This window comes from Halobacterium sp. MBLA0001 (genome assembly GCF_049705385.1).
Classification (GTDB): Archaea; Halobacteriota; Halobacteria; order Halobacteriales; family Halobacteriaceae; genus Halobacterium; species Halobacterium salinarum.
Map to the genome: position 1 here is coordinate 2,078,374 of NZ_JBNAMQ010000007.1, position 24,813 is coordinate 2,103,186.

Below are 24,813 nucleotides of genomic sequence, written 5' to 3' on the forward strand. Positions count from 1 at the left end.
ACGCCGGCGGCTACTGGGGGTCGACGGCGCGCTCGGAGTCGCCGACGGCGTACTCGTGGGCTGCGTCGAGCAGCGACCGGATGCGATCGTGGTCGGGGTCCGCCGACGCCATCTGGGAGATGGCGTCCTCGATGTGGGTGGCCGCGCCGGCGAGTCGGTGGCGGCGCTCGTAGGCCGTGGTGACGTCCGCAACCACGGTCAACACGGTGTCGGCGTCCGTGTCCGGGTCGTCGAACGGGAGCTTGTAGACTTCCTCGACGCGATCGTCGCCGATGACGCGGTCGTCGACGTGCTGTTCGGGGATGTGCAGCGCCTCGTCGTCGGCGATGACCTGTTCGTCCTCGCGGTGGAAGCGTTCCACGAGATCCGGGGGGAGGAACTCGTCCTCGCGGTGCCCTTCGACGGCGTCGGGGTCCAGCCCGTAGTTCGACGCCCCCGAGTCGTTGACGAGGAGGTACTCGCCGTCGAGTGTCTTTTCGAGGACGCACTGTGGAAGCGAGTCGATCACCCGCCGGAGCCGGCGCTCGGTGTGTGACATCGACTCGCGGTCGCGGCGCCGCTCGACGGCGGCCCGAACGCGGTTCGCGAGCACCCGTGCTGTGTCCCCGTCCGGCCGGGCACGCACGTGGGCCGTCGCCCCGGCGTCGATGGCCGATCCGGCAGCAACACTGCCGTCGGGGTCGTCGACCACCACCACGGGAACGTCGGCGTCCGCGAGCCGCGCCACCACGGAGACGATGTCAACGCCGTGGAGACCGGTTTCGGCGACGACACAGCCGGCGTCGTCGGAGACCGACATCGGGTCGGTCGTGGGTGTGACGGCGATCGGGACGTCGCCGGCAACGCGTTCGAGGCGGGCCGCGGTGCGCTCGCCGGCCCCGCCGCCGCTGCCGAGGACGTACGTCACGTTGATCGCGTCCGTCACAGCCTGTCGTTCGTCCAACTCGTCTGTGCGGGGATCCATGTCTCGGGCCACACCGACGAGCCACAAATACGTTGGCCCCGACGCCGCGGTACTCAGTCCTCGGTGACCGGGACGGTCAACACGGGTGTTTCGGTCGACTCGACGACGTCCCGGGAGACGCTGCCGAGCATGGACTGCTCGAAGTCGCCGCGCCGCGTCCCCATCACGACGAGGTCCGCGCCGTCCTCGGCGAGTACCGCGAGGATTTCATCCGCGGGGTCACCGTCGCGGACGTACGTTTCGGTGTCAACCCCCGCCTCCGAGAGGCGGTCGGCGGCGTGTTCGACGGCGCGCTCGCCCTGCGTGCGGAGCTGCGCCGTGGCTTCGTCCTGCATGCCGTCGTCGAGCGTGAGGAACGCCCGATCGTCGAGGACGTACAGCACGTCAACGGTGGCGTCCCGGCGGCCGGCCACGTCGGCGGCGTGCTCAACAACGCGGTCCATCGAGTCACTGTCGTCCACCGGGAGCAGGATCCGGTCGTACATGGCTGGCGCTACGGGGACACGCGGTAAAACCGCCGCGGAATCAGCGTGTGGCCGCGGCCCGGGTCACGCGTCCCCGTCCAGGGCCGCTTCGAAGACGCGCTGGGCGCGCTCGTAGGCGTGGTCGCGGTCGACGATCGGGTGGTGGTAGTCGGGCGCGAGGCGTTCGCGCTGGGAGTGGCGCAGCGTCGGCCAGTCCACGATGGTCTCGGGGTCGACGCCGCGCAGCTCGGGGACGTACTCGGTGACGAACGCCGCATCGGAATCGTATTTCGCCATCTGGCTGACCGGATCGAAGATGCGGACGGCGACCGTGTCCGTGCCGGTGGAGGCGGTCCACTGCCAGTTCGCGGCGTTGTTCGCGGGGTCGTAATCCACCAGCCGGTCGGCGAAGTGGCGCTCGCCGCGCCGCCAGTCCACCAGGAGGTGTTTCGTGAGGAAGCTGGCGACCACCTGCCGGGGGCGGTTGTGGACGTACCCCTCCGCGCGGAGCTGGCGCATGCCGGCGTCCACCAGCGGGTAGCCGGTCTCCCCCCGGGTCCACGCCTCGAAGTGGTCGTCGCTGTTCTGCCACGCGATCGGGGCGTCGAAGCTGACGTAGTTCTCCGTCTGGAGGCGGGGGGTGTGGTACAGCAGGTGGTAGTTCTGCTCGCGCCAGGACAGCTCGTAGCGGTATTTCCCGATGTTCCGCGCCGCGTCCCCGGTGGCGTCGTCGTAGGCGTCGGCGACGGCCGCCCACACCTCGCGGACGCCGATGTTGCCGGCCGCGAGATACGGCGACAGCCGGGAGACGGCGCTGGTAGGGGCGTCGACCGCCGCCGCGAGGTCGTCCCGGGTGTCGTTGTACGACGCGATGCCGTCGTCGAGGAACGCCGCGAGGCGGTCGGTGGCGGCCGCGTGTCCCGCATCCGGGAGCGGCGGCTCGGGGGCCGGGACCGAGAGCGTGTGGTCGTCGTGGACGTCGGCCAGCGCGTCGGCGTCCGGCGCGGGCACCGGGTCGGGTTTCGGTGCCTGCTGCCAGTCGTCGTAGAACTGGCTGTGAGAGGGGTAGGCGTCGTCGAGGGTCGCGGGGTCGACGAGCGTGTGGTCGACGTGGCCCGCGGTGTCGACGCCCGCGGCGGCGAGTGCGTCCGCGACCCGCGTGCGGCGGTTCCGCCGCGCGGCGTCGTAGTGGGCGGCGTGGAACACGGTGTCGGCGTCGAACTCGTCGGCCAGCGCCGGCAGCACGGATTCGGCGTCGCCCTCGCGGACGAGGAGGTCGCTGCCGCGCTCGCGGTACGCCGCCCGCAGTGCGCGCACGCCGGCGGCGAGGAACGCGCGCTTGGGGCGGCCCACCTGGGAGAGCACGGTGTCGTCGAAGACGTAGACGGGCACGACGGTGTCGCCGTCGGTGGCGGCGTGGAGGCCGCGGTTGTCGGGAACGCGGAGGTCGCGTTGGTGCCAGTACAGGTGCATGGTCAGTCGGCCGTGGTCGGCGTGTCGAAGTTGAACTCCCCGGGGACGGCCAGCGGGTCGGTCGAGCCCGACGCCGCGGGATCGTCGTCGATGACGGCTTTGGTGACGTGCTCGCCGCTGATGAGACACATGGGCATGCCGATCCCGGGGTTCGTGTACGCGCCGACGTAGTAGTGGCCGTCGGGGCCGTCGCGCTTCCCCGGGCGCAACGGCCCGGTTTGGAACAGCGTGTGCGCCAGGCCAAGCGCCGTCCCGCCGGGGTCGCCGAACTGCTCGCTGAACTCCGAGACGCAGGCGGACTCCTCGACGACGATGCGGTCCCGGAGGTCGACGCCGGTCTGGGCCGCCAGCGTCCCCAGCAGGCGGTCGCGGTACTGCGCCCGGATCTCGGGGGTGTCGTCGAGGCCGGGCGCGATCGGGAGCAGGATGACCACCGCTTCGTGGCCGTCGGGCGCGACGGTGTCGTCGGTCTTCGACGCCACCGAGAGGTAGAACGCCGGATCATCGGGCCACCCCGGGTCGTCGAAGAGCCGGGCGAAGTGGCCGTCCCAGTCCGGGGGCAACACCAGCGAGTGGTGCGCGAGTGGCCCCACGTCGCCCTCGACGCCGAGGTAGAACATGAGCGCCGACGGCGCGTACGTCTGGTCGTCCCAGTAGTCGGGGGCGTGGTCGCGGCCGCCGGTGTCGAGGAGTTCGCGCTCGGCGTACGCGGGGTTGGCGTTGTTCACCACGAGGTCCGTGGTTCGTGTGCCGTCGTCGGTGGCGAGCGTGAACTCGCCGCGGCGGCCGCTGATGGCGTTGACGCCGACCCCGGTTTCGATCGTTGCGCCCTGCTCGACGGCGAGCTCGGCGAGCGCGTCGACGACCCCGGCGATGCCGCCCTCGGGGTAGAAGACGTTGCCGTTGAGGTCGACGTGGCTCATGATGGAGTACAGCGCGGGCGTGTTGTGCGGTGCACCACCCAGGAACACCAGCGTGTATTCGAGGAGCTGGCGGAGCTTGGGGTGGTCGAAGAACCGCGAGACGTAGTCGTCCATGTTCCCGAACAGCCGCAGCCGGGACGCCAGCGGGAGCATGTCGGTGCTCGCGTAATCCCGGAACGCCGTCCGGTCGGGGTAGACGACGCGGTTCATCGCGAGATCGTAGTTGGTGGCGGCGCGGTCGAGGTACGTCGCGAGCGCGTCGCCGGCGCCCTCTTCGTAGGACTCGAACAGCTCGTGGGCGTTGCGCCGGTTGGGTTCGATCGTCGCGCTGTCGCCGTCCGTCCAGAACACCCGGTACTGGGGGTCGAGGCGGGTGAGCTCGTAGAAGTCGTGTGGGTCGTGGTCGAAGTGGTCGAAGAACCGCTCGAAGACGTCGGGCATCAGATACCAGGACGGGCCGGTGTCGAACCGGAACCCGTCGCGTTCGAGGACGCCGGCGCGGCCGCCGACGGTGTCGTGTTGTTCGAGTAGTGTGACGCTGGCACCGGCGCGGGCGAGGTAGGCCGCCGCGGCGAGCCCGCCGAAGCCGCCGCCCACGACAGTCACGTCACGCTCACCGGGTAGGCTCCCCTGCATGGAGTGGTGTTGGATCGCCGGCAACAAAAAGCCGGGTTGTGACTGATGGGGCATCGCGGGGGACCGCGCCCTTTTACTGTGGCGGGCGCGTAGGCAGCGTGTGAGCGATGAGTCAGGGCGGCGGAACCTCCGAATGCCCAACGACGACGAAGTGTTTGCGGTCGTCAAGCGACACGACGGCGGGAACCACGTGACGCTGCAGTGCGAGGACGGCAAAGAGCGGATGGGACGCATTCCCGGCCGCATGAAGTACCGGACGTGGATCAACGAGGGCGACGTCGTGCTCGCCGAGCCGTGGGACTGGCAGGACGAGAAGGCGAACGTCGAGTGGCGGTACTCCGACCAGGACGCCGATCAGCTCCGCGAAGAAGGCCACATCGAATAACCGCGCCCACAGCAGGCCGCGCCGCGACCGCTTCTCGCCCCGCATAGCTGTGCTTCTCGTCGCGCGATCGGAGAGTCCGCGCTGCGTGCCAGTCGATGCCACCTGATCCCGTGCACGCGTCCGGACGCAAAATCTTTCACCGGAACGTGTGTGAGAGAGCACCGTTCGGGTAACATTCCTACGTTCTCGGGAAGTAAGTGTGTGCAATGGCAGCAATTGGGGCGTTCGGTGTTCTGGAAGTTGTGGGATTGATTGTGGCCGTGCTGGGGTTGTTCCCGGTGGTGAGCCAGTACAAGGAGAGCACGAAGCTGTTCACGGTCGGCTACCTCCTGCTCGTGGTCGGGATGGTGGCGACCAACCTCGAAGCCGTGGTTCTGCCGGTCGTGTTGAACGCCACTGAGCACGTCGTCGGCATCGGGCTCGCTGGCGTGACGTTCCTGTTCGCGGCCTACCAGCGCCGGCAAGGGATGACGGCAACGGAGGACACGGCATGAGTGGTGCTGCCGTCTTCGTTGACGCGGTCGTTGCGCCCCTCGGTGACGCGGTCGGCGCGATCGGGTTCGGTGCCGCGGCCGCGCTCGGCTACCGGAACTACCGGGACACGGACGCTGAAGCGGCGTTCTGGATGGCGTTCACGTTCGCCTCACTGCTCGGCGTGACGTGGACGGTGTCGCTCATGCTGGAGAAAGCCGGTGTCGCCACGCAGATCTTCAACCTCGCGACGGGGCCGCTGATGGCGACGACGGTGGCGGTGTTCGCGATCGGCGGGACTGCGACGCTGGCCATCGTCGAGGACATGGAGGCGCTGGTCGAGGAGCGCGCCCAGCGCCGCCAGGAGGCCGAGGAAGAGCGCGCCGAGGCGGAGCGCGCCCGCGAGAAAGCCGAACAGAAGCAGGCCGAAGCCGAGCGGCAAACGGCCGAGGCCGAATCGGCCAAACAGGACGCACGGGAACGCAGCGCGGAGATCGAGCAGTTGGCGGCGGACCTCGAATCCCAGGCGACCGAAGTCGGAGCGACGCTGGAAGCGGCGGCGGACGGGGATCTGACCGCCAGGGTGGACGCCACGACCGACAACGCGGAGATCGCCGAAGTGGCAGCCGTCGTCAACGACATGCTGACGACGATGGAGCGCACGATCGACGAGATCCAGGGGTTCTCGACGAACGTCACGACGGCCAGCCGGGAAGCCACCGCCGGCGCGAAGGAGATCCAGGACGCCAGCCAGACGGTCAGCGAGTCCGTCCAGGAGATCGCCGCCGGCACCGACGACCAACGCGAGCAACTGGAGTCGGTCGCCGAGGAGATGGATTCGTACTCCGCGACCGTCGAGGAGGTGGCGGCGACCGCACAGAGCGTCGCGGACACCGCGGCCGACACCACGGACGTCGCGACGGCGGGCAAACAGACCGCCGAGGACGCCATCGACGCGATCGACGCCGTCCAGGAGACCATGCAGACGACGGTCGCCAACGTCGACGCGCTCGAAGAGCTCACGACCGAGATCGACGACATCGCGGAGCTCATCAGCGACATCGCCGAGCAGACGAACATGCTGGCGTTGAACGCCAACATCGAAGCCGCTCGTGCGGGATCGGGCGGCGGTAGCAACGGGGACGGCTTCGCCGTGGTCGCCGACGAGGTCAAAGAGCTGGCCACCGAGAGCCAGCGCTCGGCCAAGGACATCGCGGAGCTCATCGAGGAAGTGCAGTCACAGACGGCCACGACGGTCGAGGAGATCCGGGTCGCCGAGCAGCGCGTCAACGACGGGGCGGCGGCCGTCGAGGAGACCGTCGACGCGTTCGGGGCGGTGACCGAGAACATCCAGGAGACGACCGACGGCGTCCAGGAGATCAGTCAGGCGATGGACGAACAGGCCCAGCGCTCCGAACGCGTCGTTTCCAGCGTCGACGACATCGCCACGATCAGCCAGGCAACAGCCGATCGCGCCGAGAACGTGTCCGCAGCCTCCGAAGAACAGACCGCATCGATCACCGAGGTGACCAGTAGCCTGCAGTCACTGGCCGCGCAGGCGGACACCCTCGAAGACCGGTTGAACGAGTTCCGGACCGAGACCACCGGCACGGCACACGGCGAAGCAACCGACGCGCCCGCCGGACAGTCGGACTGACCGGCTGCGGTCTGGTCAGTCGGTCTGCGTGGGCGTGACGTCCCGGTCGGCATCGACCTCGAACTCCGACAGCAGCGCTTTGAGCTGTTCGGCCTGGCCGCTGAGCGACTCGACGCTGTCGCTGATCTCGGACATCGACGCGGCCTGCTCCTCTGCAGCGGCGGAGACGCTCTGTGCCTCCCCAGCAGTGGAGTCACTGAGATCCGCGACCTCCTCGGTCATCGACACCGCCTCCTCGGTGCTGGCGGCCTGATCGTCGGTGGTGTCGCTGATCTCCTGGACGCCCGTGTCGGTCTCGTCGGCGTGGTCGGACACTGCGGTGAACGCGTCCACGACCTCCTCGACCGCGTCGATCCCCGCGTCCATGGACTCCTCGGCGGCCCTGGCTTCGGCGACAGTGGCGGTCGTCTGGGACTGCACCTCGGTGATGCGGCGCTCGATGTCGCCGGCTGACTCCTGGGTTTCCTCGGCGAGGTCCTTGACCTCGTCAGCAACGACCGCGAAGCCGTCGCCGCTCTTGTCGGCGCGGGCGGCCTCGATGTTGGCGTTCAGCGCCAGCATGTTCGTCTGCTCGGCGATGTCCGAGATCAAGTCCACGATCTCGCTGATCTCCGCCATCTGGTCGTCGAGGGCCTCGACGTTCTGCACGGTCGCGTCGATTGCCTCCTGCACCGTCAGCGAGCGCTCGATGGCGTCCTCGGCGGTCTGCTCGCCGTCGCGCGCGATCTCGGCGGTCTGATGGGAGTGCTCGGCGACCGAATCGGCGGACGCCGCCACCTCCTCGATGGCCGCCGACAGGTCGGTCATCTCCCCGGACACCGTGTCCAGCATGTTGCGCTGCTCGTCGGCCGCGCCGGCGATCTCCTGGACGGATTCGCTGACCTGGCCGCTGGCGCGCTCGGCGTCGGCGGCTCCGACTTCGGCCTCCTCGCTGGCGGTGGCGACCGCGTCGGCGAACTCCTGGATGTCGATGATGGTGTGCTCCCACTGCGCGAGCATCTCGTTGAACGACGCCGCGATCGCCGCCATCGCCTCGTTGTCCGTGTCGTCGGCGGGCATGCGGCGGGTGAGGTCGCCGTCGGCGCACGCCGCCATCACGTCGCTGTACCGCTCGGCCTGCGCTTCGAGTTCGGCCGCCAACGCTTCCGCGTCGGCTTTCGCGTCCTCGGCGCGCTCCCGGGCGTCCTCGGCGCGCTCGCGCTCCGCTTCCGCGTCCTGCTGGGCCTCCGTGGCCTGCTCGCGGGCGGCCTCGGCCTCGTCGATCTGGGTGACCAACGCGTCGCGCATGCTCCCGATGGACGCGAACAGTTGCCCGATCTCGTCCCGGCGAGAGCTCGCCACGTCCACGTCGTAGTTCCCGGCCTCGATCTCCGCTGCGGCCGCCGAGAGGGACTGCACCGCGGCCGCGGTGTTGCGCCCGATGGTGCCACCGACCAGGACCACGCCCACGAGCGCGACCAGAATGAACCCGAGGATCCCGGTGCGGATCTGGTTGCTCAACGCGAACGCGCTCTCGGAGGGTGCGTGCTTGACGACCACCCAGTTCTTCCCGGGCACGGTCGTGTACGCGGCGACGTACTCACGGTCGAGCACGCTGTCTTTCGTCGGGGTGTTCGTGAACTGTCCCCGCTCAGTGGCCGAGTCGAGCGCCGGGATCTCGGACTGCGACCGGTCCGGGATGTAGGGCTGCCCGACGGCGTCAGTTCCGGCGTCCGAGAACAACACCGCCGTCGCGTCCGAGGTCGGACGCACGACCTGCGTGAACGTGCCGTCGATGCCGGCACCGAACTGGTCGCTGAGATCCCCCGCGGTGTACTCCACGACGAGAACGTGTGTCAGGTCCGCTGCGACGCTCATCGAGCTGACGACCCGCTGGCCGCCGGCGGTCCGGTAGGGGTTCGTGGACACCACGGTGTCGCGGCCGATGGATCGCGTGCGGTCCACCCACGGGTGGGTGTCCGCCGATACGCGCGTGCCACGGGCGTCCTCGTCGGTGCTTGCAACGATGCGCGCGTCGCTCGCCCCGCCGACGGTGGGGTCAGCGACGTGGACGTCGGCGATCCGATCGGCGTCCAGTTCGGCCGCCACGAGCTGTGTCACGTACGCCTGTTTGTCGGCGGCCGTGGTGTTGAACCCGAGCCGCGGGTTGTTCGACGCGATGAGCACGGACTGCTCGTTGCGTTCCAGCCAGTCGCCGATCACGGTCGCATCGGAGACGGCCTCCTGCTCGAGTTGTTGTTCGGTGTTCGCCTCCAGCGTGGCGGTGGCGTCGGCTTGCACCCAGAATCCGCCGGCCGCGATGATCACGAGGATCACCAGCAACGCGACCGCGAACTTCACCAGGTACGACCGCAGCGGCAGCAAGGCGATGGCTTTCACGCGATCCAGCGGGGCCGTGTCTGTGGACGACGGCGAGTTGTCGCCGGCGTCGGCCGTGGGTTCGGACATGGGATCAGATGAAGTCGTTGTTCTGCAAGTGGTCGGCGGCCGCCTGCTGGTTCCCGCTCGCAGCGGCGCGACTGTTCAACGCCTGCATCGTCTCCGCGTCGGGGATCGCGTCGGGCATCGTGTTCAGCGCCGCCACCACCGCGTCGGTGGCAACGTCCTCGTGAACGACGCCGACGGGATGGAAGAACGGCCAGAAGTTCCGGTCGTCGTCGAGCACACGAACGTTGTCGACGTCGGTGAGCCAGGCGCTGGTGCTGTACCCGAACCCCAGATCGGCGTACCCTTCGTCGACCGCAGTGCCCGCGGCCTGTGCGGACGCGGTCTCCAGGAACTCGCGCTCGGACGCCCACGCGGTCACGCGCTCGGGGTCGAACTCGTAGTAGTCGAGCAGCGCGTCCAGGCCGTCACTCCGGGAGCGGAACCCGTCGCCGAACGCGGGCCTGATGTCGTAGTTTCGGCTGTTGACGTGCGCCGCGAGGTCGCTGATCGACTGGATGCCCGTGCCCTCGACGGCGCGCTCGGCGACGAACACCGCCCACGTGTTCTGCCAGTCCGCGCGATCCAGGATGCGGATCGGGTGTTCGGATTCCATCTCCGATTTCAGCGCGTCGTACTGGGCGTCCGGCGTGTCGAAGTCGGCGCTGTCGTGTTTCGGCGGGTGCGACGACCACAGCGACCCCATGTAGTCGTAGTAGGCGTGGACGTTCCCGGTCCGGTACGCCTCGGAGATGGCTGCGTTCCCCCCGAAGCCGGTTTCGTCGACGAGGGTCGCGTTCGTGGTGTTTGCCAGGAGCTCGTAGGCGACGTATCCGAGCGTCACCTGCTCGGCGTACCCCTTCGAGCCGACAACGATCGACGACGAGCCACTGTCGCCGCCGCCGGTGGATGTGGTGTCACCACCCCCGGTGATCGTGGTACAGCCAGCGACTGCGGTCGTCCCCCCTGCCGCCAGCATCCCGAGCAGCCGCCGTCGGCTGCTGGTGCTGGCGTGTTCTGGTGTGTCCATCATGTCTGGCCCTAGCCGGACTGTGTCAAAAGTCCATTGGCGATAGTATCAACGGTGATACTCACATACGATACAACAGTTAGCGCGCACAATAAGTTCGGCAGAGGATGACAGGCATGGACAGCCAGCGGATTGGCTGCTCATGTAGCATCTTCTCTGGGAGCCGCTTAGTCACATCATGATCCTCGCTTATTCGGTTGTACTCGACATCTACGTCCCAAGGGTCACTGACTGCAACTTGAAGCTACATCCCGAGACGATGGGTGATGCTCCTCTCGTTGACATCGAGCCTCAGTAACCCTGTATCCTTGTCCTTGACCTTCTCAAGAGCAACCGATACCACTTGTCGCACTTCCCCTTCGTTCATACCTATATGTTGATTGTCACGGGTTCAACGCTTCGTACTGTTCCTTAACCACATAAGCTGTTAGGCCTACAAAGAACAGGGTCGCGACTCCAACATTGTCGTCGTAATATGCGTCCGGCTCACCGTGCATTATGCGATGACGGTGTTCCCAGAAGTCGACCCACTTGTTTTTGAACTCACTTCCTTGGCCATTCTCGACGCCAAAAACAGAGTGCTGGTCGTACATTCTCTTCAAAACATCTTTTTTGCTTCCGCTGTGATAGATATCTTCTCCATTGGCATTGGTTCTGTCAGCGGGAGTATTCGAGTCGTACTCGCATAGCCAGATGATTAGACCATCTAATGCAGATATGAGGGCCAATATTCCTGAATTGAAACCCTGAATATCGTCATTGCTAGAATCTTCGGCAAGCATCTTAGAGCCATACTCTATCTGTTCTGCAATGGTCTCTAGTTCAGAGTCTCCCGTCTCTTGTAACGAGATTTGACCTTCGTGTGCCCACCTGAAGGCGTGATAGGATGCTTCATCTGATGGGGAATAGTCGCTCGGGTCGTAGTCCCATGGCGGGCCAATATTGATATGTTTCTCTGCCCCTTTTCGGGCTCGTTCAAAACGCTTCTTGGCCTTTTGTATTGCATCGGTAGCAGAGTCGATAGTCTCTTGCGATGGAAGCGAACCAGCGATACTCTCGTAATCTGGCTCAGGAATCTCTATTCCATTCACCGGATTGTCAGACATGTCGGCACAATCTCATGGCTTTTGTATAAACACCAGGAAGATCTATATCCTCAATTCGCTCGTCCTCACTCTTCGACCTCTAATGACGACTGTCCTTTCTCAGAAGGCAGCAGACAAGATTCTATGACGTTCGTTCACTCCTTTCCCGAAATGTATGGATAGAAAGCTGGCCTCGGCACTCATAGGGCTCGTCGTCCCACGGGAGCCACCCCGGGTCGGCCCGGTGGTGTCGTCATCGGCCAGTCGATAGCACGGCGGACAGCGGAAAGACGTTGCTGGTCTGGACCCGCTGTTAGTCGCCGTCCGGCGTTGGTTCCGTGGTGGCCGGCGCGGCGGCGTCGGCGGCGACCAGGCGGCTGATGGCGTCGGCACCGAGCACGGCGAACGCCACGAACGCGACCTTCGAGATGAAATCCAGGTAGACCACGACGATGGTGTACATCTCGGTTTGGAGGATGCCGATGCCGGCCGGGGACAGCAGCCAGACCACCGGATACAGCGTCCAGAGGACGACCGTGATGTTGCGAAGCGTGACGAACAGCGAGCGCACGCGGGGGTCGTCGCCGAGCGCGCGCGGCAGCGTCCCCAGGAGGCCGTACAGGAGCGCGGCGTAGCCGGCAGCGCCGACGGCGAAAAACAGCCAGCGCTGCACGCCCGTGGTGAGCGCGGCGGCGATCCCGGCGGCGATGACGAACACGTCGGCGGCGAGCAGCCAGGCGGACGTGCGGTGGCCGGGGCGGGCGAGCATCGCGAGGTACAACACGATCAACGGGGTTGTGACCAGCCAGTCGATGTACCGCGCGAGGTAGACGGTGCGGTCGCCGACGGTGGTTGCGGTGATGCCCAGCCCCATCGTGGTGTACGCGATGGCGGCCAGTCCGGTGATGCCGGCGAGTACGAGGTCGTAGCGGCGATGCGATGGGTGTCGGATGCAGTCCCGGATCGGGAGGACGGTGCCAGCGAGCATGCCGACAGCGCCGACCCAAAACCATGTCGTGAGTGCCATATCAGTAGTCCTCCGGTTCGGTGTCGTCGTGGGCGTCGAACTCGGCGAGCAGGTCGTCGAGGGCTGCGGCGCGGTCCGCGAGGTCGGCGGCGGCGTCGTCGACCGACGACAGGGTGTCGGTTTGGGTGGCGGCCGAGTCGGCGACCGCAGTGGCCTGGGCGGCGGTTTCCTGGCTGATGCCGGCGACCTCGTCGACGGCGCTTGCGACGCGGGAGGCGGCGTGTGCTTGGCGGTCGGTGGCGGCTCGGATTTCGCCGGCGGCGGTGTCCGTGTCGGCGACGAACGAGACGACGTCGTCGAGCGCGGTTGCGGCGTCGCCGACCGTCGCTCGGCCGTCGGAGACGGTGTCGCTTGTGGCGCGCATCTCGTCGGCGACGTCGCTGACTTGGCCTTGGAGCGCGAGGAGCCGTGATTCGATGTCTTCGGCGGCGTCCCGGGATTCCTCGGCGAGCGTTTTGACCTCGTCGGCGACCACCGCGAACCCGTCGCCGTCAGCGCCGGTGCGGGCGGCCTCGATGGAGGCGTTCAACGCCAGCATGTTGGTCTGGTCGGCGATGTCGGCGATGACATCGACGATCTCCCCGATGTCGGCCATCTCGCTGTCGAGGGCGTCCATCGCGTCGGCGGCGGCTTCGGCGTCGTCGGCGACGTCGTCCATCGTCTCGACGGCGTCCTCCGTGGCCTGGCGGCCGTCGTCGACCGCGCTGGCGGCCTGTCCGGCGGTGTCGGCCAGTGAGGCGACCGTTTCGGCGACTTCTTCGGCGCTGGCCGAGAGGTCATCGACTTCACCCGCGACCTCGTGGAGGCGGTCGGTCTGCTCGGTTGCGCCGTCGGAGATCTCGTCGACGGCGGTCGAGACGTCCGTTCCGGCGTCGATGGCGTCGCCGGCGTCGGCTTCGACCCGTTGGGCGGCGTCCGAGACGTGGTCCGAGAACGCCGTTGCGGCGGCGACGCTGGTTTCGATGTCGTCGAGCATGTCGTTGAGGGCGTGGCCGATGCGCGCCATTGCGTCGTGGTCGCGGCTGGCGTCGACGCGGCGCGTGAGGTCGCCGTCGGCGACCGCCGTGAGCGCGGCCTCGTAGTCGGCGGCCGCGGATTCGAGGGCGCGAGCGGTTTCTTGGGCGTCCTTGCGGGCGGCTTCGGCGTCTTCGCGGGCGGCTTCAGCGTCGGCGCGCTGCTGTTCGGCGTCCTCACGGGCGTCCTCGGCGCGTGCCGTCGCGCGTTCGGCGTCGGTCAGGGATTCCGACAGGGAGTCCCGCATGGATCGGAACGACTCCGCGAGGGTCCCGAACTCGTCGTTGCGGCTGGTGTCGATGTCGGTGTCGAGGTCGCCGGCGGCCATTTCGTCGGCGCGCCGGGAGAACTGCCGGAGCGCGGTGACCGTGGTCGAGCCGACAGTGACACCGATCAGTGAGAGGCTCACGATCGTGATGAGCACGAGACCGACGAGGCTGGACGCCACGAAGTCACCGAGCGCGAACGCGCGGTCGTGTGGAGCGCGCACTAGCACCGACCAGGGCGCGCCGTCGACGGGGGCGGCGGCCGTCACGGTGCCGTTGGCGTCGATGTAGGCGGGCTGTGTGCGCGACTGGTCGAGGAGCCGCGATGGGCCGTCGTGGCCGGTGAGAACGCGGTCCTGGTCGGGGTGTGAGACGTACGTGCCGTCGGCGGAAACGACGGTGGTGGTGCTTCCCGCGACGTTCTGCCCGAAGTCGTCGGTGAGCGTGTTCACGTTCACCATGTAGATGAGGGCCTTATCCGTGGTGCCAGGGATCGGCGAGAGCACCGAGAGCACGGGGAAGTCGGCCGCCGGAACGGTGAACGGTGCTGCGACGACAACATCGCTGGTGGTCGCAAACGACGGCGGGTCGGTGGCGAACGGCGCGCCCTGCTCGCGGGGGTTCACGCCGGTGAACGCGTCGGCGGAGCTGGCCTCGATGGTTGTCGTCGAGGTGTTGTAGACGTGGGCGGCGACGACGCCATCGGGGCGTTCGTCGCTTGCCGCAAGCCCTTCGAGATAGCGTGTGATGGCCGTGTCGTTGCCGGATGCGAGCACGGGATGGCGTGATGCCAGTTGGGTCTGCCCGCGGGCGTTCGACAGCCACGCGTCGAGGTGATCGGCGCGGGCGTCTGCCGACCCGGTGAGGTCGGCCCGAACGTCGGTTTCGAGTTGCGTTGTCGTCTGCTGGTAGACGAACGTCCCCACCCCAACAGAGAGCACAACAACGACGACCAGCGCGAGGGTGAGCTTCGTGCCGTAGCTCCCCCTGATTCGTGCGACTAATCCGGACCCCATGTACTGGGTATTAGGTGTATACTGGCAAAAAGCGTTTACACTTCGTGTGCCGTCTCAGCGGCCACAGCCGGCAATATTCGCCGCGATGGCTACAGGCCCGTGGGGTGACTGATGAACCGGGTCTCGACTCCCCAGTCGTCGGCGACCGCTTCGAGCGCACGCACCCCTCCCGTTTCGGTCGCGTAATGGCCCGCCAGGAACACTGACACGCCGGCTTCGCGGGCCTCGTGGTAGAGTTTTCCTTTCCCCTCGCCGGTGACGAGCGCGTCCACCCCGTTGGCCTCGGCCTCCCGCAGCCAGTCCGCGCCGCTGCCGGTGACGACTGCCACGTCGGTCAACTCCGCCGGCCCGACGTCAAGCACCTGTACCGGCTGGTCGCCCGTGGGCAGCGCTGCGGCGAGCGACTCGGAGAGCGCGGCCGCGCTCGTCGGGTCCGGGAGCTGTCCCTGGAGACCGATCTGCTCGCCGCTGTGGTCGCCGAACGGCGAGCGCTGTGTGAGGCCGAGCACGTCGGCCACGTGGGCTGCGTTCCCGAGTTCCGGGTGTCCGTCGAGGGGGAGGTGGGCGGCGTACAGCGCGCACTCGCCGTCGACGAGCGCAGCGATCCGGTCGTACTCGCGGCCCGTCACCGCGTCCAGGCCGCCCCAAGCGACGCCGTGGTGGACCACCAGGAGGTCCGCCCCCCACTCGACGGCGTCGCTGATCGTGGCAGCGGCGGCGTCGACGGCGAACGCGATGCGCTCGACACTGCGATCCTCGGGGCCGACCTGGAGGCCGTTGGTCGCGGCGTCGGCGTAGTCGGTGACTCGCAGTCGGTCGTTGTATCGGCTGGTGACGTCGGAAACGTCCATGCGAACCCAACCGGCCGCCGGGGTCTTTTACCCGTCGGCGTGGTGCGTGTGCACGAACTCGCGCAGCAGCTTCGCGCCGAGGGTGGGGGCCTGGCCGTCGTCCCGGTCGTTGACCTCCACGACATCGAACCCGACAGCGTGCGGGGCGACTGCGCGCACGGCCGCCCGGAGCTCCCGTGGCGACATCCCGAACGGCTCCGGCGTCCCGGTGCCCGGCGCGTACCCCGGATCGGCGGCGTCGATGTCCACGCTCAGGTACACGTCCGCGTCGCCGAACGCCGGCGTCCAGTCGGCGACGGCGCTCGGCTCGATCACGGTCACGTCAGAGTCGGCGGCGCGCTCCCACTCCTCCTCGGAGCCGGCGCGTGCGCCCACGACGATCGCTTCGTCGGCCACGTCGAGGGCGTGGCGCGTCACCGTCGAGTGGCTCAGCGGATCACCGTCGAGGGCAGCGCGCAGATCGAGGTGGGCGTCCAGGGCCACGAACACGTCTGGGTCCAGGGCGCGAACCGCCGCCACGGTCACCGTGTGCTCGCCGCCGACGAGCAGCGGCGTGGCGTCGTTCCACGAGATGTCGGTGACGACGCCGTTGAGGTATTCGAGGTACGCCGGCACGTCGTTCCACGCGCGCACGTCGCCGTAGTCAGTGACCGAGAGGGCGGAGAAGTGCGTGCCCGTCCGGTGGTGGTAGTCCTCGAAGGTCGCGGCGTACGTCCGGAGTTCACCGGGGCCGAAACGGGTGCCCGGCTGGAACGACGTCGACACGTCGAGGGGCGCCCCAACGACGACGTAGTCGGCGTCGGCTCCGGGGTTCGACTCGTCGGCGGTGCTGGCGCCAGGGAACATGCGCTACTCCTGGAGGATCTTGCGCTGTCCCTCAAATTCGAGGTATTCGATGTTCTCGTCGGCCTGAATGTCGAGCTCACCGGGGATCTGCATGGTCACCGTCTCGTAGGTTTCGAGGTCCATGACCTGCGCGACGGTGTCGGACTCCTTGGAGACGATCTGGCCCTGCTTTCGGTTGACGATCGGCACCCAGATCTTCGCGTCGACGGGCTGGCTGAGCGATCGCTTCTTGCCGTCGAAGACGCCCTCGGCTTCGATGCGGGCTTTCGCGCTGCCGTGCTTGCCGGGTTTCGCGGTGCTGTACGCGTTGATCTGGCAGGCGGCGTCCTCCATCATCACGTAGTTGCCTTCCTGCAGGTCACGCACTTCCTTCTGCTCTTTCGCCATGCCCCGGGATTCTCGCCTACGTAGTATAAACCTCTTGGAACGGACTGGCGACGGAGCGGGCGGCTACCAGGCGGTACACGCGATTCGGTGGCCGGCCGCGGTCACGTCGAAACGTGGGGCTCGGGCAGCAGGTCCGCGAACGCCTGTGCGTCCAGCCACTCGCAGAGCTGGACGAGCTGGTCGCTTGCGGCCTCGAACAGGCGTTCGCCGGTTTCGGCGGTGGCGTCGGTCTGGTCGCCGAGCACGCCGTTGTCGGTGTTGTCGATGGCGTCGTAGAACGTCCGGGAGCCGTGCTTGATCGTGTCGGCGTCGGCGACACTGGCGACGCCGCCGTCCCGGGCGTCTTCGAGGCGGTCGTCGTGGACGTGCTCGCCGTCGAGGTACTGCATCAGCGCCGTCTCCTTGGGGCCGCCGTGGGGGCCGTTCTGGTCGAAGACCTCGTCGACGAGCTCGGGGATGGATTCGTCCCACATCCACTCGACTGCGTAGAGGGTGCCCTCGTCGCGCAGCCGGCGACCGACCTCGCGGAGGTGCGAGACGTTCCCACCGTGGGCGTTCACGAACACGACGCGGTCGATGCCGTGGAACGCCAGGTTGCGCGTGAACGACGCCACGTAGTCCCGGAACACCGGTGGCTCGACCCACATCGTTCCCGGGAACTGTCGGTGATGGGGGCTGACCCCGACGTTCACGGGTGGCGTGCAGAGAACGCCAGTGCGGTCGGCGACCGTGCGGGCGAACGCCTCCGCGATCCGGTGGTCGGTGGACTCCGGCAGGTGGGGGCCGTGCTGTTCGGTCGAACCCAGGGGCACGAGCGCCAGCGATTCCGCGTCGAAGTAGTCACCGAGCTCGGGCCACGCCGCATCAGCAAGGTACACACGTTGTTCGGGGCTCGCTGGAAGCAAGTATCCAGCGCTCCCGGCGATCAGTCGCCGTTCGTCGCTGTGCCGGCGTCGTCGGCCTCGATCTGACTGCCGCTGCGCGCCAGCGCCGTCCCGCCGTCGTCGCCGTCGCCGTCGCGCTCCCGGAGGTTCTGGCGGGTGAACTGCGGGCTGGCCTGCAGGCCGTTGCGTCGCCGGAACGTCTTGTAGAGTGCGGCCCCGACGGCGGCGGTGAACGCCCCCGAGATGGCGGCGGCGGTCACGTCCGCCGTCACGTAGAGAAACGCCGTCGTGGGGACGCTGGTCGCCAACACGAGTCCGAGCACGACCCGCCGCGCCAGCGCGTCGATGACGCGGTTGCTGTCCTCGAGGTCGGCGCGCACGTAGAGGTCTTCGCGTTCGACCTTGTCGAGTGCGCGCTCCAGCTTCGGGGGCACTCGCAGCACCGACGTGGCCGCCGCCTGGAACTCCTCGACGGTGCCCGCGGCGAACTGCCTGATGGACTCCTCCCGGTAGCCCTGTTCGGCGAGGTAGTCGGTGGCGACGGTGATGAAGTCGAACTCCGGGTCGAGCGTGACGCACACGCCCTCGACGACGGTCGCAACACGGAGCACGAGCGCGAGGTTCGGCGGCAGCCGCAGTGGGAACTCGTAGATGGTGTCCTCGACTTTTCCGACGATCTGCTGGACGCGGTAGGTCTCGATGTTCTCCCCGCGGGCGTCCTGGATGGCCAACTCCATGACATCAGCCATCACCGCACGGTCGGCCTCCGGGGACAGCGTGCCCATGTCGATGAGCGCGTCCAGGATGGCGTCGATGTCCTGGTTCGCAACGCCGACGTAGAACTCCACGATCTTGTCCTGGATGAACGAGTCGACGCGCCCGCTCATCCCGAAGTCGTAGAACACGATGCTGCCGTCGTCCTGGACCGCGAGGTTCCCGGGGTGGGGGTCGGCGTGGAACACGCCGTCCTCGATGATCATCTGGAGGTACGCGCGTTCGAGCGTTTCCGAGACCTGCGAGCGGTCGACGCCGCGGCGCTCAAGGGTGTCTACGTCCGAGATCTTCGTCCCCTCGATGTACTGCATCGTCAACACGCGGTCGCTCGAGTACTCCTCGTAGACGGTCGGGATCACGATGTCGGGCTCGTCCGCGAAGTTCGCGCGGATCTCCGTGAGCATGCGGCCCTCGCGGCTGTAATCCATCTCCTCGCGGATGGTTTTCGCGAACTCGTCGGCCAGGTTCTCCAGGCTGAACGCCTGGCCTTGGCCGACGAACCGCACGACGATCGGGATCGACCACCGGATGGCGCGCAAGTCGGCTTCGACGAGCGATTCGATCCCGGGGCGGCGGACCTTCACCGCGACCTGCTGGTCGTCCACGTCGGCGGTGTACACCTGGCCGAGGCTCGCGCCGCTGATCGACTCCCGGTTGAACGCGTCGAAGACGTCGTCGACGGGGCCGAGTTCGTCCTCGATGACGCGTTGGGCCTCCGCCCAGTCGGCGGGTGGCACGCGGTCCTGCAGCTCCGCGAGTTCCTCGATGTACTCGGTGGGCAACACGTCCGGGCGCGTCGACAACAGCTGCCCGAGCTTGATGAACGTCGGGCCGAGCGTCAACAGCGCGTCGAGCAGGATCCGGGCGCGCTCGCGGCGCATCTCGGCGGTGACGCGGCGGCTCCCGCCGAAGGCGACGAACCGCCGTCGGTCGCGCAGCCACCCCCACAGCAGGGGGAGGAACTGCCAGACCACGACAACGAACCGTCGATAGGACCTGAGTACCGCCACCGGTCACCCCTCGACTGGAACGTGGTGGTCCGACGACGAGCGCTTGGGCAGCGACACGGTGAGCACGCCGTTCGAGACGGTTGCCGTTGCGCCGTCGGCGGTCGTGTCCGACGGCAGGGGGAGCTCCGCGTCGACGAACAGCGACCGGTCCTCGCGGCGGTACTCGAACGCCGCCGGCACCGATTTGCGGCGGTGGGCCTCGATAGAGACGGTGCGCCCGGCCACACTCACATCGACGGTCGACGGTGTCACACCGGCAACGTCGACGACGTAACGGTACGCGTCGGCGCCCTCGTGCACGTCGACGAACACGGCGTCAGGCAAGTTCCCCAGCGCGTCGCGCAAGCGGGACATGCCAGACGGTTAGAACGGCGAAGCGTTAAACCCGGTGGTATCGGCGGGTGCGCGCGCCACCCAGGCAGGGCGCTCAGGCGTCCCCATCGCCGGACGGGAACACGTCCGCGAACGACGACACGCGGTGATCGCCGAGCACGCAGTGACCGCGCTTCCCGGGGGAGTGACGTTCGACGTGAACCGCGTCCAGGCCGGCGTTTTTCGCCGCGCCAACGTCGCTGACGGCGTCACCGGCGTACACGCCGGCCGCGTCGGGCTGCGCGTCGAGGCCGCCAAGCGCTACCCGGAGCGGCTGTGGGTCCGGCTTCCAGCCGGTGTCGTCGGTACAACTCACCACCACGTCGAACCAGTCCGCGATGTCGAGGTGATCGAGAACGGGGTCGGTGAGAAACGACTGGCAGTGGGTCACCACGCCGGTCGGCGCATCGAGGCCGCCAAGCGGGCGTGCGTCGTCGTAGAGGTACGTGGCTTCGGCGCGCGCCATCGGGTCCTCGACGGCGTGGAACGCCGGCCAGAACGCCTCGGGGTCGATCCCCCACGCCCGGAGGTAGTGGTCGCGGGTGCCGCCGATCCCGTGCCAGAGGCGTTCGGCGTGCTGGTCGGTGAACTCGACGCCCAGTCGGTCGCCGACCTGATCGAACACGGACCGGGTGTACGACCACTCCGTGTCGACGAGCGTCCCATCGAGATCGAACAGCCACACGTCGTAATCGTCGACTGGCGGTGCCATCGGAGCCGGGGGTACGGACCCACGCCCGAAGAGCGTTCCGGGGCCGGCTGGGGCTACCGGCGGTCGTCGGTTCGGCGCGCCAACTCGATGTCCTGGCTCGTGACCCCGCCGGCCTCGTGGTCGGTGAACCGCACTTCGACCTCGTCGTACCGGATCGTGATCTCGGGGTGGTGGAACGCCTCGTCGGCGAGGTCGCCGACGTCTGATGCGAACGCCACGCCGTCCAGGTACTCCTCGAACGTGTACGTGCGGGTGATCGCGTCGCCATCGTGGGTCCAGTCGTCCGGCAGCCGGTCGCTGATCGTGTCGTCGTCGAGTCGGTCGGACATACGGATCGACGAACGCCAGCCAGCCCTATAATCCTACGCGGACAGGAGACCCACCAGACAGTGTCAGTCCTCGGATTCGGCGGACGCCGCGTCCCCGCCGCGCGACGCGTCGAACGGCATGCCGTCCTCGAACTCGGGGTTGAACAGTTCGAGCGCGGTCGCGATCGTCGACCAGTCGTCCTCGGCGGCGGCGTCCCGGAGGCTCTTCGTCGGGGCCGCAAGCAGCTGGCTCACCAGCGCGTCCGCCATCGACTCCACGACCTCGCGCTCGTCGGCGGACAGCGACCCGGATTCGGCTTCCAGGCGGTGGACCGCGGTCTGTACCTCCCGGCTTTTGAGGCGGTCAGCGCTCTCGTACATGCGCGCGATCACTTCGTCGGCGCGCTTGCGCTTGTACTGGGTGAGCAGCCGCTCGAACTCGGTTTCGATCATCGCCTCGACCTCGCGGGCGGCGTCCTCGCGGCGCTCGCGGGTCGCCGCCGTCACCGCCTCCAGGTCGTCGAGGTCGTGGACGGCAACGCCGTCGTGGCCGCCAGCGCCCGGCGCGACATCGCGGGGCTGTGCGAGATCGACCACCACGGTGTCACCGGCGTCCGCGAACGCGCTGGCGGGGAGCACGTGCTCGGGGCTGCCGGTGGCGGTGACCACGACGTCCGCGGCGTCGAGACGCCCGCGGGCGTCGGCCAGCGTCGTGGCTTCGGCGGGCACCGACACCATGTCCGCGACCCGGACGGCGCGGGCCGGCGTGCGGTTGGCGATCACGATCTCCGCGACGGTCGCGCTCGCGAACGCCTTCGCGGCGAGCGCGCCCATCTCGCCGGCACCGACGACGACAGCCCGGGCGTCGGCCAGCTGCGTCTTCCGCTCGGCGAGGCGCACGGCCGCCGTGCCGAGCGAGGTCGCGCCCTCGTTGATCGCGGTTTCGGTGCGCGCGCGCTCCCCGACGTGCATCGCCTTGGTCACGGCTTCCCGGAGCACGTGGTCGATGCCGCCCGCGTCTTTGGCGGCGTCGTAGGCGTCTCGGAGCTGTCCCAGGATCTGGTCCTCCCCGACCACGAGCGATTCGAGACCCGCCGCCACGCGAAGCAGGTGGCGGAGGCTGTCCTCATGCCCCATCGAGATCGCCCCGCCCCCCGCGGGGTTGAATCCGGCCCCACCGAGCGCACGGCGACCCGACGCCTGATCGGCGGTGACGACGTACGCTTCCACGCGGTGGCACGTCTGGAGCACGAACGCTTCCTCGACTGGTGGCTGCTCCAGCAGCGCGTCCAACGCCGCCTCCGTGGACGCGGCGCTGGCGGCAGCCAGTTCATCTAGTGAGGCCGTCTCGTGCGAGACGCGAACGCCAGAGACGACACCAGTGTTCCCATTCATGTCGACCAATCTACGTCGCCGACGGCTCGCGCAACGGCGGCCTCGGCTCTCACTCGAGGGTTGGCATCTCCCGTACGTAAAGCCTTCCAAACCGGCGTCGAGCGGACGACGGCGCGCACTGCGTCCCGTCGCTCAGCGGGTGATAACCCTGTCGACCGAAGGTCCTCCCGGATGCGCCCGGTCAACACCGCCATCCCGCCGGCCCCCGCGAACTCCTCGTCGATGCGCTCCCGCAGGTGCTTGGACAGCGCGGGGCTGCGCCCGCCGGTCGACACGGCGATCGTCACCGGCGGATCGCCGGCCGTCGCCGGGACGACCACGTCGCCGCTGTGGTCCCGATCCCCGGCGACGTCGGCGCGGTTCACGAGCGCGCCCGCGTCGCGGGCCGCGGCCGCGAACGCCGCGTTCACGTCGCTGTCGCTGGTCGCCGCGACCACCAGCGCCGGGTCGACGCGGGCCACCCAGTCGGCCGCCCCATCGGGGTCGGGGGCGGCCCGGATGCGGTCGGCGTCCCCGAACTCGCGGTCGCCGAACGCCGGCGACACCACCACGACCCGGTCGGCTTCGGCGGCGAACCGCCGGGCCTTCCGGGCGCCGACGGCTCCGCCGCCGACCACCAGGACCGATGCCCCGTGGAAGTCGTGTAGTAGCGGGATCATGGCGCGGTCACTCCGTGTTCGCGTCCGCGCGCTCGTCCAGCCGGATGCCGGTTTTCTTCAGGATGCGCGTCGAAAAGAGGGTGTCCCAGTCGTCGTCAGTGACGTCCCAGTGGTCGTCCATCACCGACCGGACACGCTCGACGCGCGCCTCGCTTTCGGCCTCGCTGCGGCCGTGTGTCATCGCGAAGAAGTTGTACTCCCAGACGCCGTCGTGGCGGGGGCGCTGGTAGCAGTGGGTCACGAAGTCCAGCCCCGCGACCGCCGGCCCGACGTCGTCGACGGCGTCATCGGGCACGTTCCAGACGGTCATGCCGTTTTCCGTGTACCCCAGCGCGTAGTGGTTGGGGATCACGCCGACGCGGCGCACCATCCCGGATTCGTTGAACCGGCGCAGCGTCGCCACCACCCACTCGGGGTCGCGGCCGATGTCGTCGGCGACCGCACAGTACGGCGTCTCCACGACCGGCAGCCCGTCCTGAACGGCCACCACGAGGTCGCGCTCGGCGGGGGTGAGCGTGTCCCGGCCGGTCGGCTCGGGGGTCGTCCCGAGATGCGAGAGGTCGACGTCGCCGTCCGGGATGGGGCCGTCGACGAGGAACTTGGCTTCCACGCGGAACTCCTGTTGTTTCGGGAGGTTGTACGTCTCCTGGCCGGTTTCGGCTTCGATCTCCGCGAGCACGTCCGCGACCTCGCGGTCGGCGACCGACACCACGAACCACATGTTCAGGTGCGGGTGTTCGCGCTCGTAGTTGTGCGCCACCGCCTGGATGTCGTTGACGGTGTCCGCGATCTCGTCGAAGCGGTGCTCGGGCGCGTGCATCGCCACAAGCGAGGCCGCGCCGCCGATCTCCTCGGCGTTGATGAGCGCGCCGAACCGCGTCAATACCCCGTTCTCGTCGAGTGTCCGAACCCGGTCGCGGAGCTCCGTCGCGGAGAACTCAACCCCCCGGGACCGGAGCGCCTCGGCCGCGGGTTCGAACGGGCGCTGCACGACCGGGAACCCCCCCTGAAACGCGTTCAGGACGGCGCGATCCCGGTCGTCCAAATCCCCGATATCCATGCCCGTACGTCAGGAGTCGCGGTAAATAAACAGCCCGACTCCATCCCGGATCGCTGGAATCGGCTACGCCTCGAAGCCGTCCTCGGTGACGGCGACGACGGACGTCACGCCGTCGCAGTCACGGATGCCGTCCAGGATGGCAGCGTGGTCGTCGGTGGCCTCCCAGTACAACACGACGGCGAACGCCCCGTCCCGGAGGAGTTGCTGGCACTCCCAGACGAACGCGTCGTCGTCGAGGATGCGGCCCTGGTGTTGGTTGACGCCGAAGTCGCTGTCGTCGTTGCCCGAGTACACGTACGTGTCGCCGTCCGCGACGTGGTCGGCGACGACCTGGCCGGCGTCGAGCGTGAGCTGGTGGAGCTTGCTCTCCTCGTCGTTGTCGTACGTGGTGTGGATGACTGCCCCTGCAAGCGTCACGTCGCCGGGCTGCAGCAACGCGACGGTGTCGCGGTAGAGGTCTGCGTTCGCCGTCTCGCTCATACCACACGTGTGCCGTGTCTCGGGCTTACGTGTGGCGGTTGCCGGCGCGCGCCGTGCTCGTCGGGCGACGCCACGCTCGGGCGTGCGGCGCAGCGAACAGAAGGCTCATACGTGAGAGTGTTGTCGTCTCCTGGTAATGCGAACTCGGCTGTGGGACGCCGCCAGCGCCGTCTACGAGCGCCTCCTGACCAGAGAGATCGACGGCGCGCCGACCCACGTCGCTGTCATCCAGGACGGGAA

At 68.1% G+C, this 24,813-nt stretch carries 25 protein-coding genes and 1 pseudogene; 4 read left to right on the plus strand and 22 right to left on the minus strand.

Annotated elements, in window-relative coordinates:
- Positions 1–10 precede the first annotated feature (10 nt).
- The 4 genes from ACOZ32_RS12265 to ACOZ32_RS12280 form a co-directional block, all read right to left on the minus strand.
- Positions 11–964 (minus strand): PAS domain-containing protein, encoded by a 954-nt coding sequence (locus ACOZ32_RS12265; protein WP_235262751.1) that lies wholly within the window; start codon positions 962–964, stop codon positions 11–13.
- 53 nt (positions 965–1,017) lie between these two features.
- Positions 1,018–1,449 carry a universal stress protein gene (locus tag ACOZ32_RS12270; RefSeq protein ID WP_010903278.1) on the minus strand — a complete coding sequence of 144 codons (432 nt, stop codon included), beginning with the start codon at positions 1,447–1,449 and terminating at the stop codon, positions 1,018–1,020.
- A 63-nt stretch (positions 1,450–1,512) separates the two neighbouring features.
- Entirely contained in the window at positions 1,513–2,901 is a 1,389-nt protein-coding gene (locus ACOZ32_RS12275) for a cryptochrome/photolyase family protein (RefSeq protein ID WP_205250938.1), read from the minus strand.
- Positions 2,902–2,903: 2 nt separating this feature from the next.
- On the minus strand, positions 2,904–4,460 hold the full coding sequence (locus ACOZ32_RS12280; RefSeq protein ID WP_205250939.1) for a phytoene desaturase family protein: 1,557 nt from the start codon (positions 4,458–4,460) through the stop codon (positions 2,904–2,906).
- A 100-nt stretch (positions 4,461–4,560) separates the two neighbouring features.
- Between ACOZ32_RS12280 and ACOZ32_RS12285 the strand changes: the two genes are divergently transcribed.
- The 3 genes from ACOZ32_RS12285 to htr7 all read left to right on the plus strand — a co-directional run bounded on the left by ACOZ32_RS12285 (position 4,561) and on the right by htr7 (position 6,973).
- Entirely contained in the window at positions 4,561–4,845 is a 285-nt protein-coding gene (locus tag ACOZ32_RS12285) for a translation initiation factor eIF-1A (protein ID WP_049892515.1), read from the plus strand.
- A 206-nt stretch (positions 4,846–5,051) separates the two neighbouring features.
- Positions 5,052–5,339 (plus strand): hypothetical protein, encoded by a 288-nt coding sequence (locus ACOZ32_RS12290; RefSeq protein WP_010903282.1) that lies wholly within the window; start codon positions 5,052–5,054, stop codon positions 5,337–5,339.
- Complete coding sequence (htr7, locus tag ACOZ32_RS12295) at positions 5,336–6,973, plus strand: chemotaxis signal transducer protein Htr7 (protein ID WP_205250940.1); 1,638 nt, start codon at positions 5,336–5,338, stop codon at positions 6,971–6,973. Before ACOZ32_RS12290 ends, htr7 begins: the two co-directional genes overlap by 4 nt.
- A gap of 15 nt (positions 6,974–6,988) precedes the next feature.
- Here htr7 and cosT read toward each other — a convergent pair whose 3' ends face one another.
- From cosT to ACOZ32_RS12385, 18 genes are all read right to left on the minus strand, one after another.
- Positions 6,989–9,421 (minus strand): chemotaxis signal transducer protein CosT, encoded by a 2,433-nt coding sequence (gene cosT, locus ACOZ32_RS12300; protein ID WP_205250941.1) that lies wholly within the window; start codon positions 9,419–9,421, stop codon positions 6,989–6,991.
- 4 nt (positions 9,422–9,425) lie between these two features.
- Positions 9,426–10,430 (minus strand): glycine betaine ABC transporter substrate-binding protein, encoded by a 1,005-nt coding sequence (locus tag ACOZ32_RS12305; RefSeq protein WP_229373355.1) that lies wholly within the window; start codon positions 10,428–10,430, stop codon positions 9,426–9,428.
- Positions 10,431–10,671: 241 nt separating this feature from the next.
- A complete protein-coding gene (locus tag ACOZ32_RS12310) occupies positions 10,672–10,794 on the minus strand; it encodes a hypothetical protein (RefSeq protein ID WP_267875136.1) in 123 nt (40 codons plus the stop codon).
- A gap of 16 nt (positions 10,795–10,810) precedes the next feature.
- Positions 10,811–11,533 carry a hypothetical protein gene (locus ACOZ32_RS12315; protein ID WP_205250942.1) on the minus strand — a complete coding sequence of 241 codons (723 nt, stop codon included), beginning with the start codon at positions 11,531–11,533 and terminating at the stop codon, positions 10,811–10,813.
- Between the two features lie 292 nt (positions 11,534–11,825).
- Entirely contained in the window at positions 11,826–12,539 is a 714-nt protein-coding gene (sop2, locus tag ACOZ32_RS12320; protein WP_205250943.1) for a sensory rhodopsin II, read from the minus strand.
- 1 nt (position 12,540) lies between these two features.
- Positions 12,541–14,835 carry a sensory rhodopsin II transducer Htr2 gene (htr2, locus tag ACOZ32_RS12325; protein ID WP_424335253.1) on the minus strand — a complete coding sequence of 765 codons (2,295 nt, stop codon included), beginning with the start codon at positions 14,833–14,835 and terminating at the stop codon, positions 12,541–12,543.
- A gap of 89 nt (positions 14,836–14,924) precedes the next feature.
- Positions 14,925–15,686 (minus strand): Nif3-like dinuclear metal center hexameric protein, encoded by a 762-nt coding sequence (locus tag ACOZ32_RS12330; RefSeq protein WP_231546303.1) that lies wholly within the window; start codon positions 15,684–15,686, stop codon positions 14,925–14,927.
- A 27-nt stretch (positions 15,687–15,713) separates the two neighbouring features.
- Positions 15,714–16,532: an agmatinase gene (gene speB, locus ACOZ32_RS12335; protein ID WP_231546304.1), complete on the minus strand. Its 819-nt coding sequence runs from the start codon at positions 16,530–16,532 to the stop codon at positions 15,714–15,716.
- 3 nt (positions 16,533–16,535) lie between these two features.
- Positions 16,536–16,919, minus strand: coding sequence for a translation initiation factor IF-5A (locus tag ACOZ32_RS12340; RefSeq protein ID WP_010903290.1), 384 nt, complete (start codon positions 16,917–16,919; stop codon positions 16,536–16,538).
- Between the two features lie 101 nt (positions 16,920–17,020).
- Positions 17,021–17,797 (minus strand): creatininase family protein, encoded by a 777-nt coding sequence (locus ACOZ32_RS12345; RefSeq protein ID WP_205250946.1) that lies wholly within the window; start codon positions 17,795–17,797, stop codon positions 17,021–17,023.
- Positions 17,798–17,844: 47 nt separating this feature from the next.
- The gene (locus tag ACOZ32_RS12350; RefSeq protein ID WP_205250947.1) at positions 17,845–19,587 is read right to left on the minus strand and encodes an ABC1 kinase family protein; all 1,743 of its coding nucleotides are present in this window, start codon (positions 19,585–19,587) and stop codon (positions 17,845–17,847) included.
- Positions 19,588–19,590: 3 nt separating this feature from the next.
- On the minus strand, positions 19,591–19,941 hold the full coding sequence (locus tag ACOZ32_RS12355) for an Hsp20/alpha crystallin family protein (RefSeq protein ID WP_205250948.1): 351 nt from the start codon (positions 19,939–19,941) through the stop codon (positions 19,591–19,593).
- A 73-nt stretch (positions 19,942–20,014) separates the two neighbouring features.
- On the minus strand, positions 20,015–20,671 hold the full coding sequence (locus tag ACOZ32_RS12360; RefSeq protein WP_205250949.1) for an HAD family hydrolase: 657 nt from the start codon (positions 20,669–20,671) through the stop codon (positions 20,015–20,017).
- Between the two features lie 53 nt (positions 20,672–20,724).
- Complete coding sequence (locus tag ACOZ32_RS12365; RefSeq protein WP_205250950.1) at positions 20,725–21,000, minus strand: 4a-hydroxytetrahydrobiopterin dehydratase; 276 nt, start codon at positions 20,998–21,000, stop codon at positions 20,725–20,727.
- Between the two features lie 63 nt (positions 21,001–21,063).
- Positions 21,064–22,374, minus strand: a complete 1,311-nt coding sequence (gene hemA / locus ACOZ32_RS12370) for a glutamyl-tRNA reductase (protein ID WP_010903296.1) — start codon at positions 22,372–22,374, stop codon at positions 21,064–21,066.
- Positions 22,371–23,033, minus strand: a complete 663-nt coding sequence (locus ACOZ32_RS12375) for a precorrin-2 dehydrogenase/sirohydrochlorin ferrochelatase family protein (RefSeq protein ID WP_205250951.1) — start codon at positions 23,031–23,033, stop codon at positions 22,371–22,373. Before ACOZ32_RS12375 ends, hemA begins: the two co-directional genes overlap by 4 nt.
- A 7-nt stretch (positions 23,034–23,040) precedes the next feature.
- The gene (locus tag ACOZ32_RS12380; protein ID WP_285253848.1) at positions 23,041–24,093 is read right to left on the minus strand and encodes an Lrp/AsnC family transcriptional regulator; all 1,053 of its coding nucleotides are present in this window, start codon (positions 24,091–24,093) and stop codon (positions 23,041–23,043) included.
- A gap of 63 nt (positions 24,094–24,156) precedes the next feature.
- Complete coding sequence (locus ACOZ32_RS12385) at positions 24,157–24,573, minus strand: DUF5778 family protein (protein WP_010903299.1); 417 nt, start codon at positions 24,571–24,573, stop codon at positions 24,157–24,159.
- A 136-nt stretch (positions 24,574–24,709) separates the two neighbouring features.
- Between ACOZ32_RS12385 and ACOZ32_RS12390 the strand changes: the two are divergent.
- Positions 24,710–24,813 (plus strand): annotated as a pseudogene (locus ACOZ32_RS12390) (polyprenyl diphosphate synthase); the annotation flags it as partial.

What these genes read in the sequence shown, in the direction of transcription:
- ACOZ32_RS12265 (WP_235262751.1), bottom strand. Translation starts at nt 964, where the DNA reads ATGGATCCCCGCACAGACGAGTTGGACGAACGACAGGCTGTGACGGAC.
- ACOZ32_RS12270 (WP_010903278.1), bottom strand. Translation starts at nt 1,449, where the DNA reads ATGTACGACCGGATCCTGCTCCCGGTGGACGACAGTGACTCGATGGAC.
- ACOZ32_RS12275 (WP_205250938.1), bottom strand. Translation starts at nt 2,901, where the DNA reads ATGCACCTGTACTGGCACCAACGCGACCTCCGCGTTCCCGACAACCGC.
- ACOZ32_RS12280 (WP_205250939.1), bottom strand. Translation starts at nt 4,460, where the DNA reads ATGCAGGGGAGCCTACCCGGTGAGCGTGACGTGACTGTCGTGGGCGGC.
- ACOZ32_RS12290 (WP_010903282.1), top strand. Translation starts at nt 5,052, where the DNA reads ATGGCAGCAATTGGGGCGTTCGGTGTTCTGGAAGTTGTGGGATTGATT.
- htr7 (WP_205250940.1), top strand. Translation starts at nt 5,336, where the DNA reads ATGAGTGGTGCTGCCGTCTTCGTTGACGCGGTCGTTGCGCCCCTCGGT.
- cosT (WP_205250941.1), bottom strand. Translation starts at nt 9,421, where the DNA reads ATGTCCGAACCCACGGCCGACGCCGGCGACAACTCGCCGTCGTCCACA.
- ACOZ32_RS12305 (WP_229373355.1), bottom strand. Translation starts at nt 10,430, where the DNA reads ATGATGGACACACCAGAACACGCCAGCACCAGCAGCCGACGGCGGCTG.
- ACOZ32_RS12310 (WP_267875136.1), bottom strand. Translation starts at nt 10,794, where the DNA reads ATGAACGAAGGGGAAGTGCGACAAGTGGTATCGGTTGCTCTTGAGAAG.
- ACOZ32_RS12315 (WP_205250942.1), bottom strand. Translation starts at nt 11,533, where the DNA reads ATGTCTGACAATCCGGTGAATGGAATAGAGATTCCTGAGCCAGATTAC.
- sop2 (WP_205250943.1), bottom strand. Translation starts at nt 12,539, where the DNA reads ATGGCACTCACGACATGGTTTTGGGTCGGCGCTGTCGGCATGCTCGCT.
- htr2 (WP_424335253.1), bottom strand. Translation starts at nt 14,835, where the DNA reads ATGGGGTCCGGATTAGTCGCACGAATCAGGGGGAGCTACGGCACGAAG.
- ACOZ32_RS12330 (WP_231546303.1), bottom strand. Translation starts at nt 15,686, where the DNA reads ATGGACGTTTCCGACGTCACCAGCCGATACAACGACCGACTGCGAGTC.
- speB (WP_231546304.1), bottom strand. Translation starts at nt 16,532, where the DNA reads ATGTTCCCTGGCGCCAGCACCGCCGACGAGTCGAACCCCGGAGCCGAC.
- ACOZ32_RS12340 (WP_010903290.1), bottom strand. Translation starts at nt 16,919, where the DNA reads ATGGCGAAAGAGCAGAAGGAAGTGCGTGACCTGCAGGAAGGCAACTAC.
- ACOZ32_RS12355 (WP_205250948.1), bottom strand. Translation starts at nt 19,941, where the DNA reads ATGTCCCGCTTGCGCGACGCGCTGGGGAACTTGCCTGACGCCGTGTTC.
- ACOZ32_RS12360 (WP_205250949.1), bottom strand. Translation starts at nt 20,671, where the DNA reads ATGGCACCGCCAGTCGACGATTACGACGTGTGGCTGTTCGATCTCGAT.
- ACOZ32_RS12365 (WP_205250950.1), bottom strand. Translation starts at nt 21,000, where the DNA reads ATGTCCGACCGACTCGACGACGACACGATCAGCGACCGGCTGCCGGAC.
- hemA (WP_010903296.1), bottom strand. Translation starts at nt 22,374, where the DNA reads ATGAATGGGAACACTGGTGTCGTCTCTGGCGTTCGCGTCTCGCACGAG.
- ACOZ32_RS12375 (WP_205250951.1), bottom strand. Translation starts at nt 23,033, where the DNA reads ATGATCCCGCTACTACACGACTTCCACGGGGCATCGGTCCTGGTGGTC.
- ACOZ32_RS12380 (WP_285253848.1), bottom strand. Translation starts at nt 24,093, where the DNA reads ATGGATATCGGGGATTTGGACGACCGGGATCGCGCCGTCCTGAACGCG.
- ACOZ32_RS12385 (WP_010903299.1), bottom strand. Translation starts at nt 24,573, where the DNA reads ATGAGCGAGACGGCGAACGCAGACCTCTACCGCGACACCGTCGCGTTG.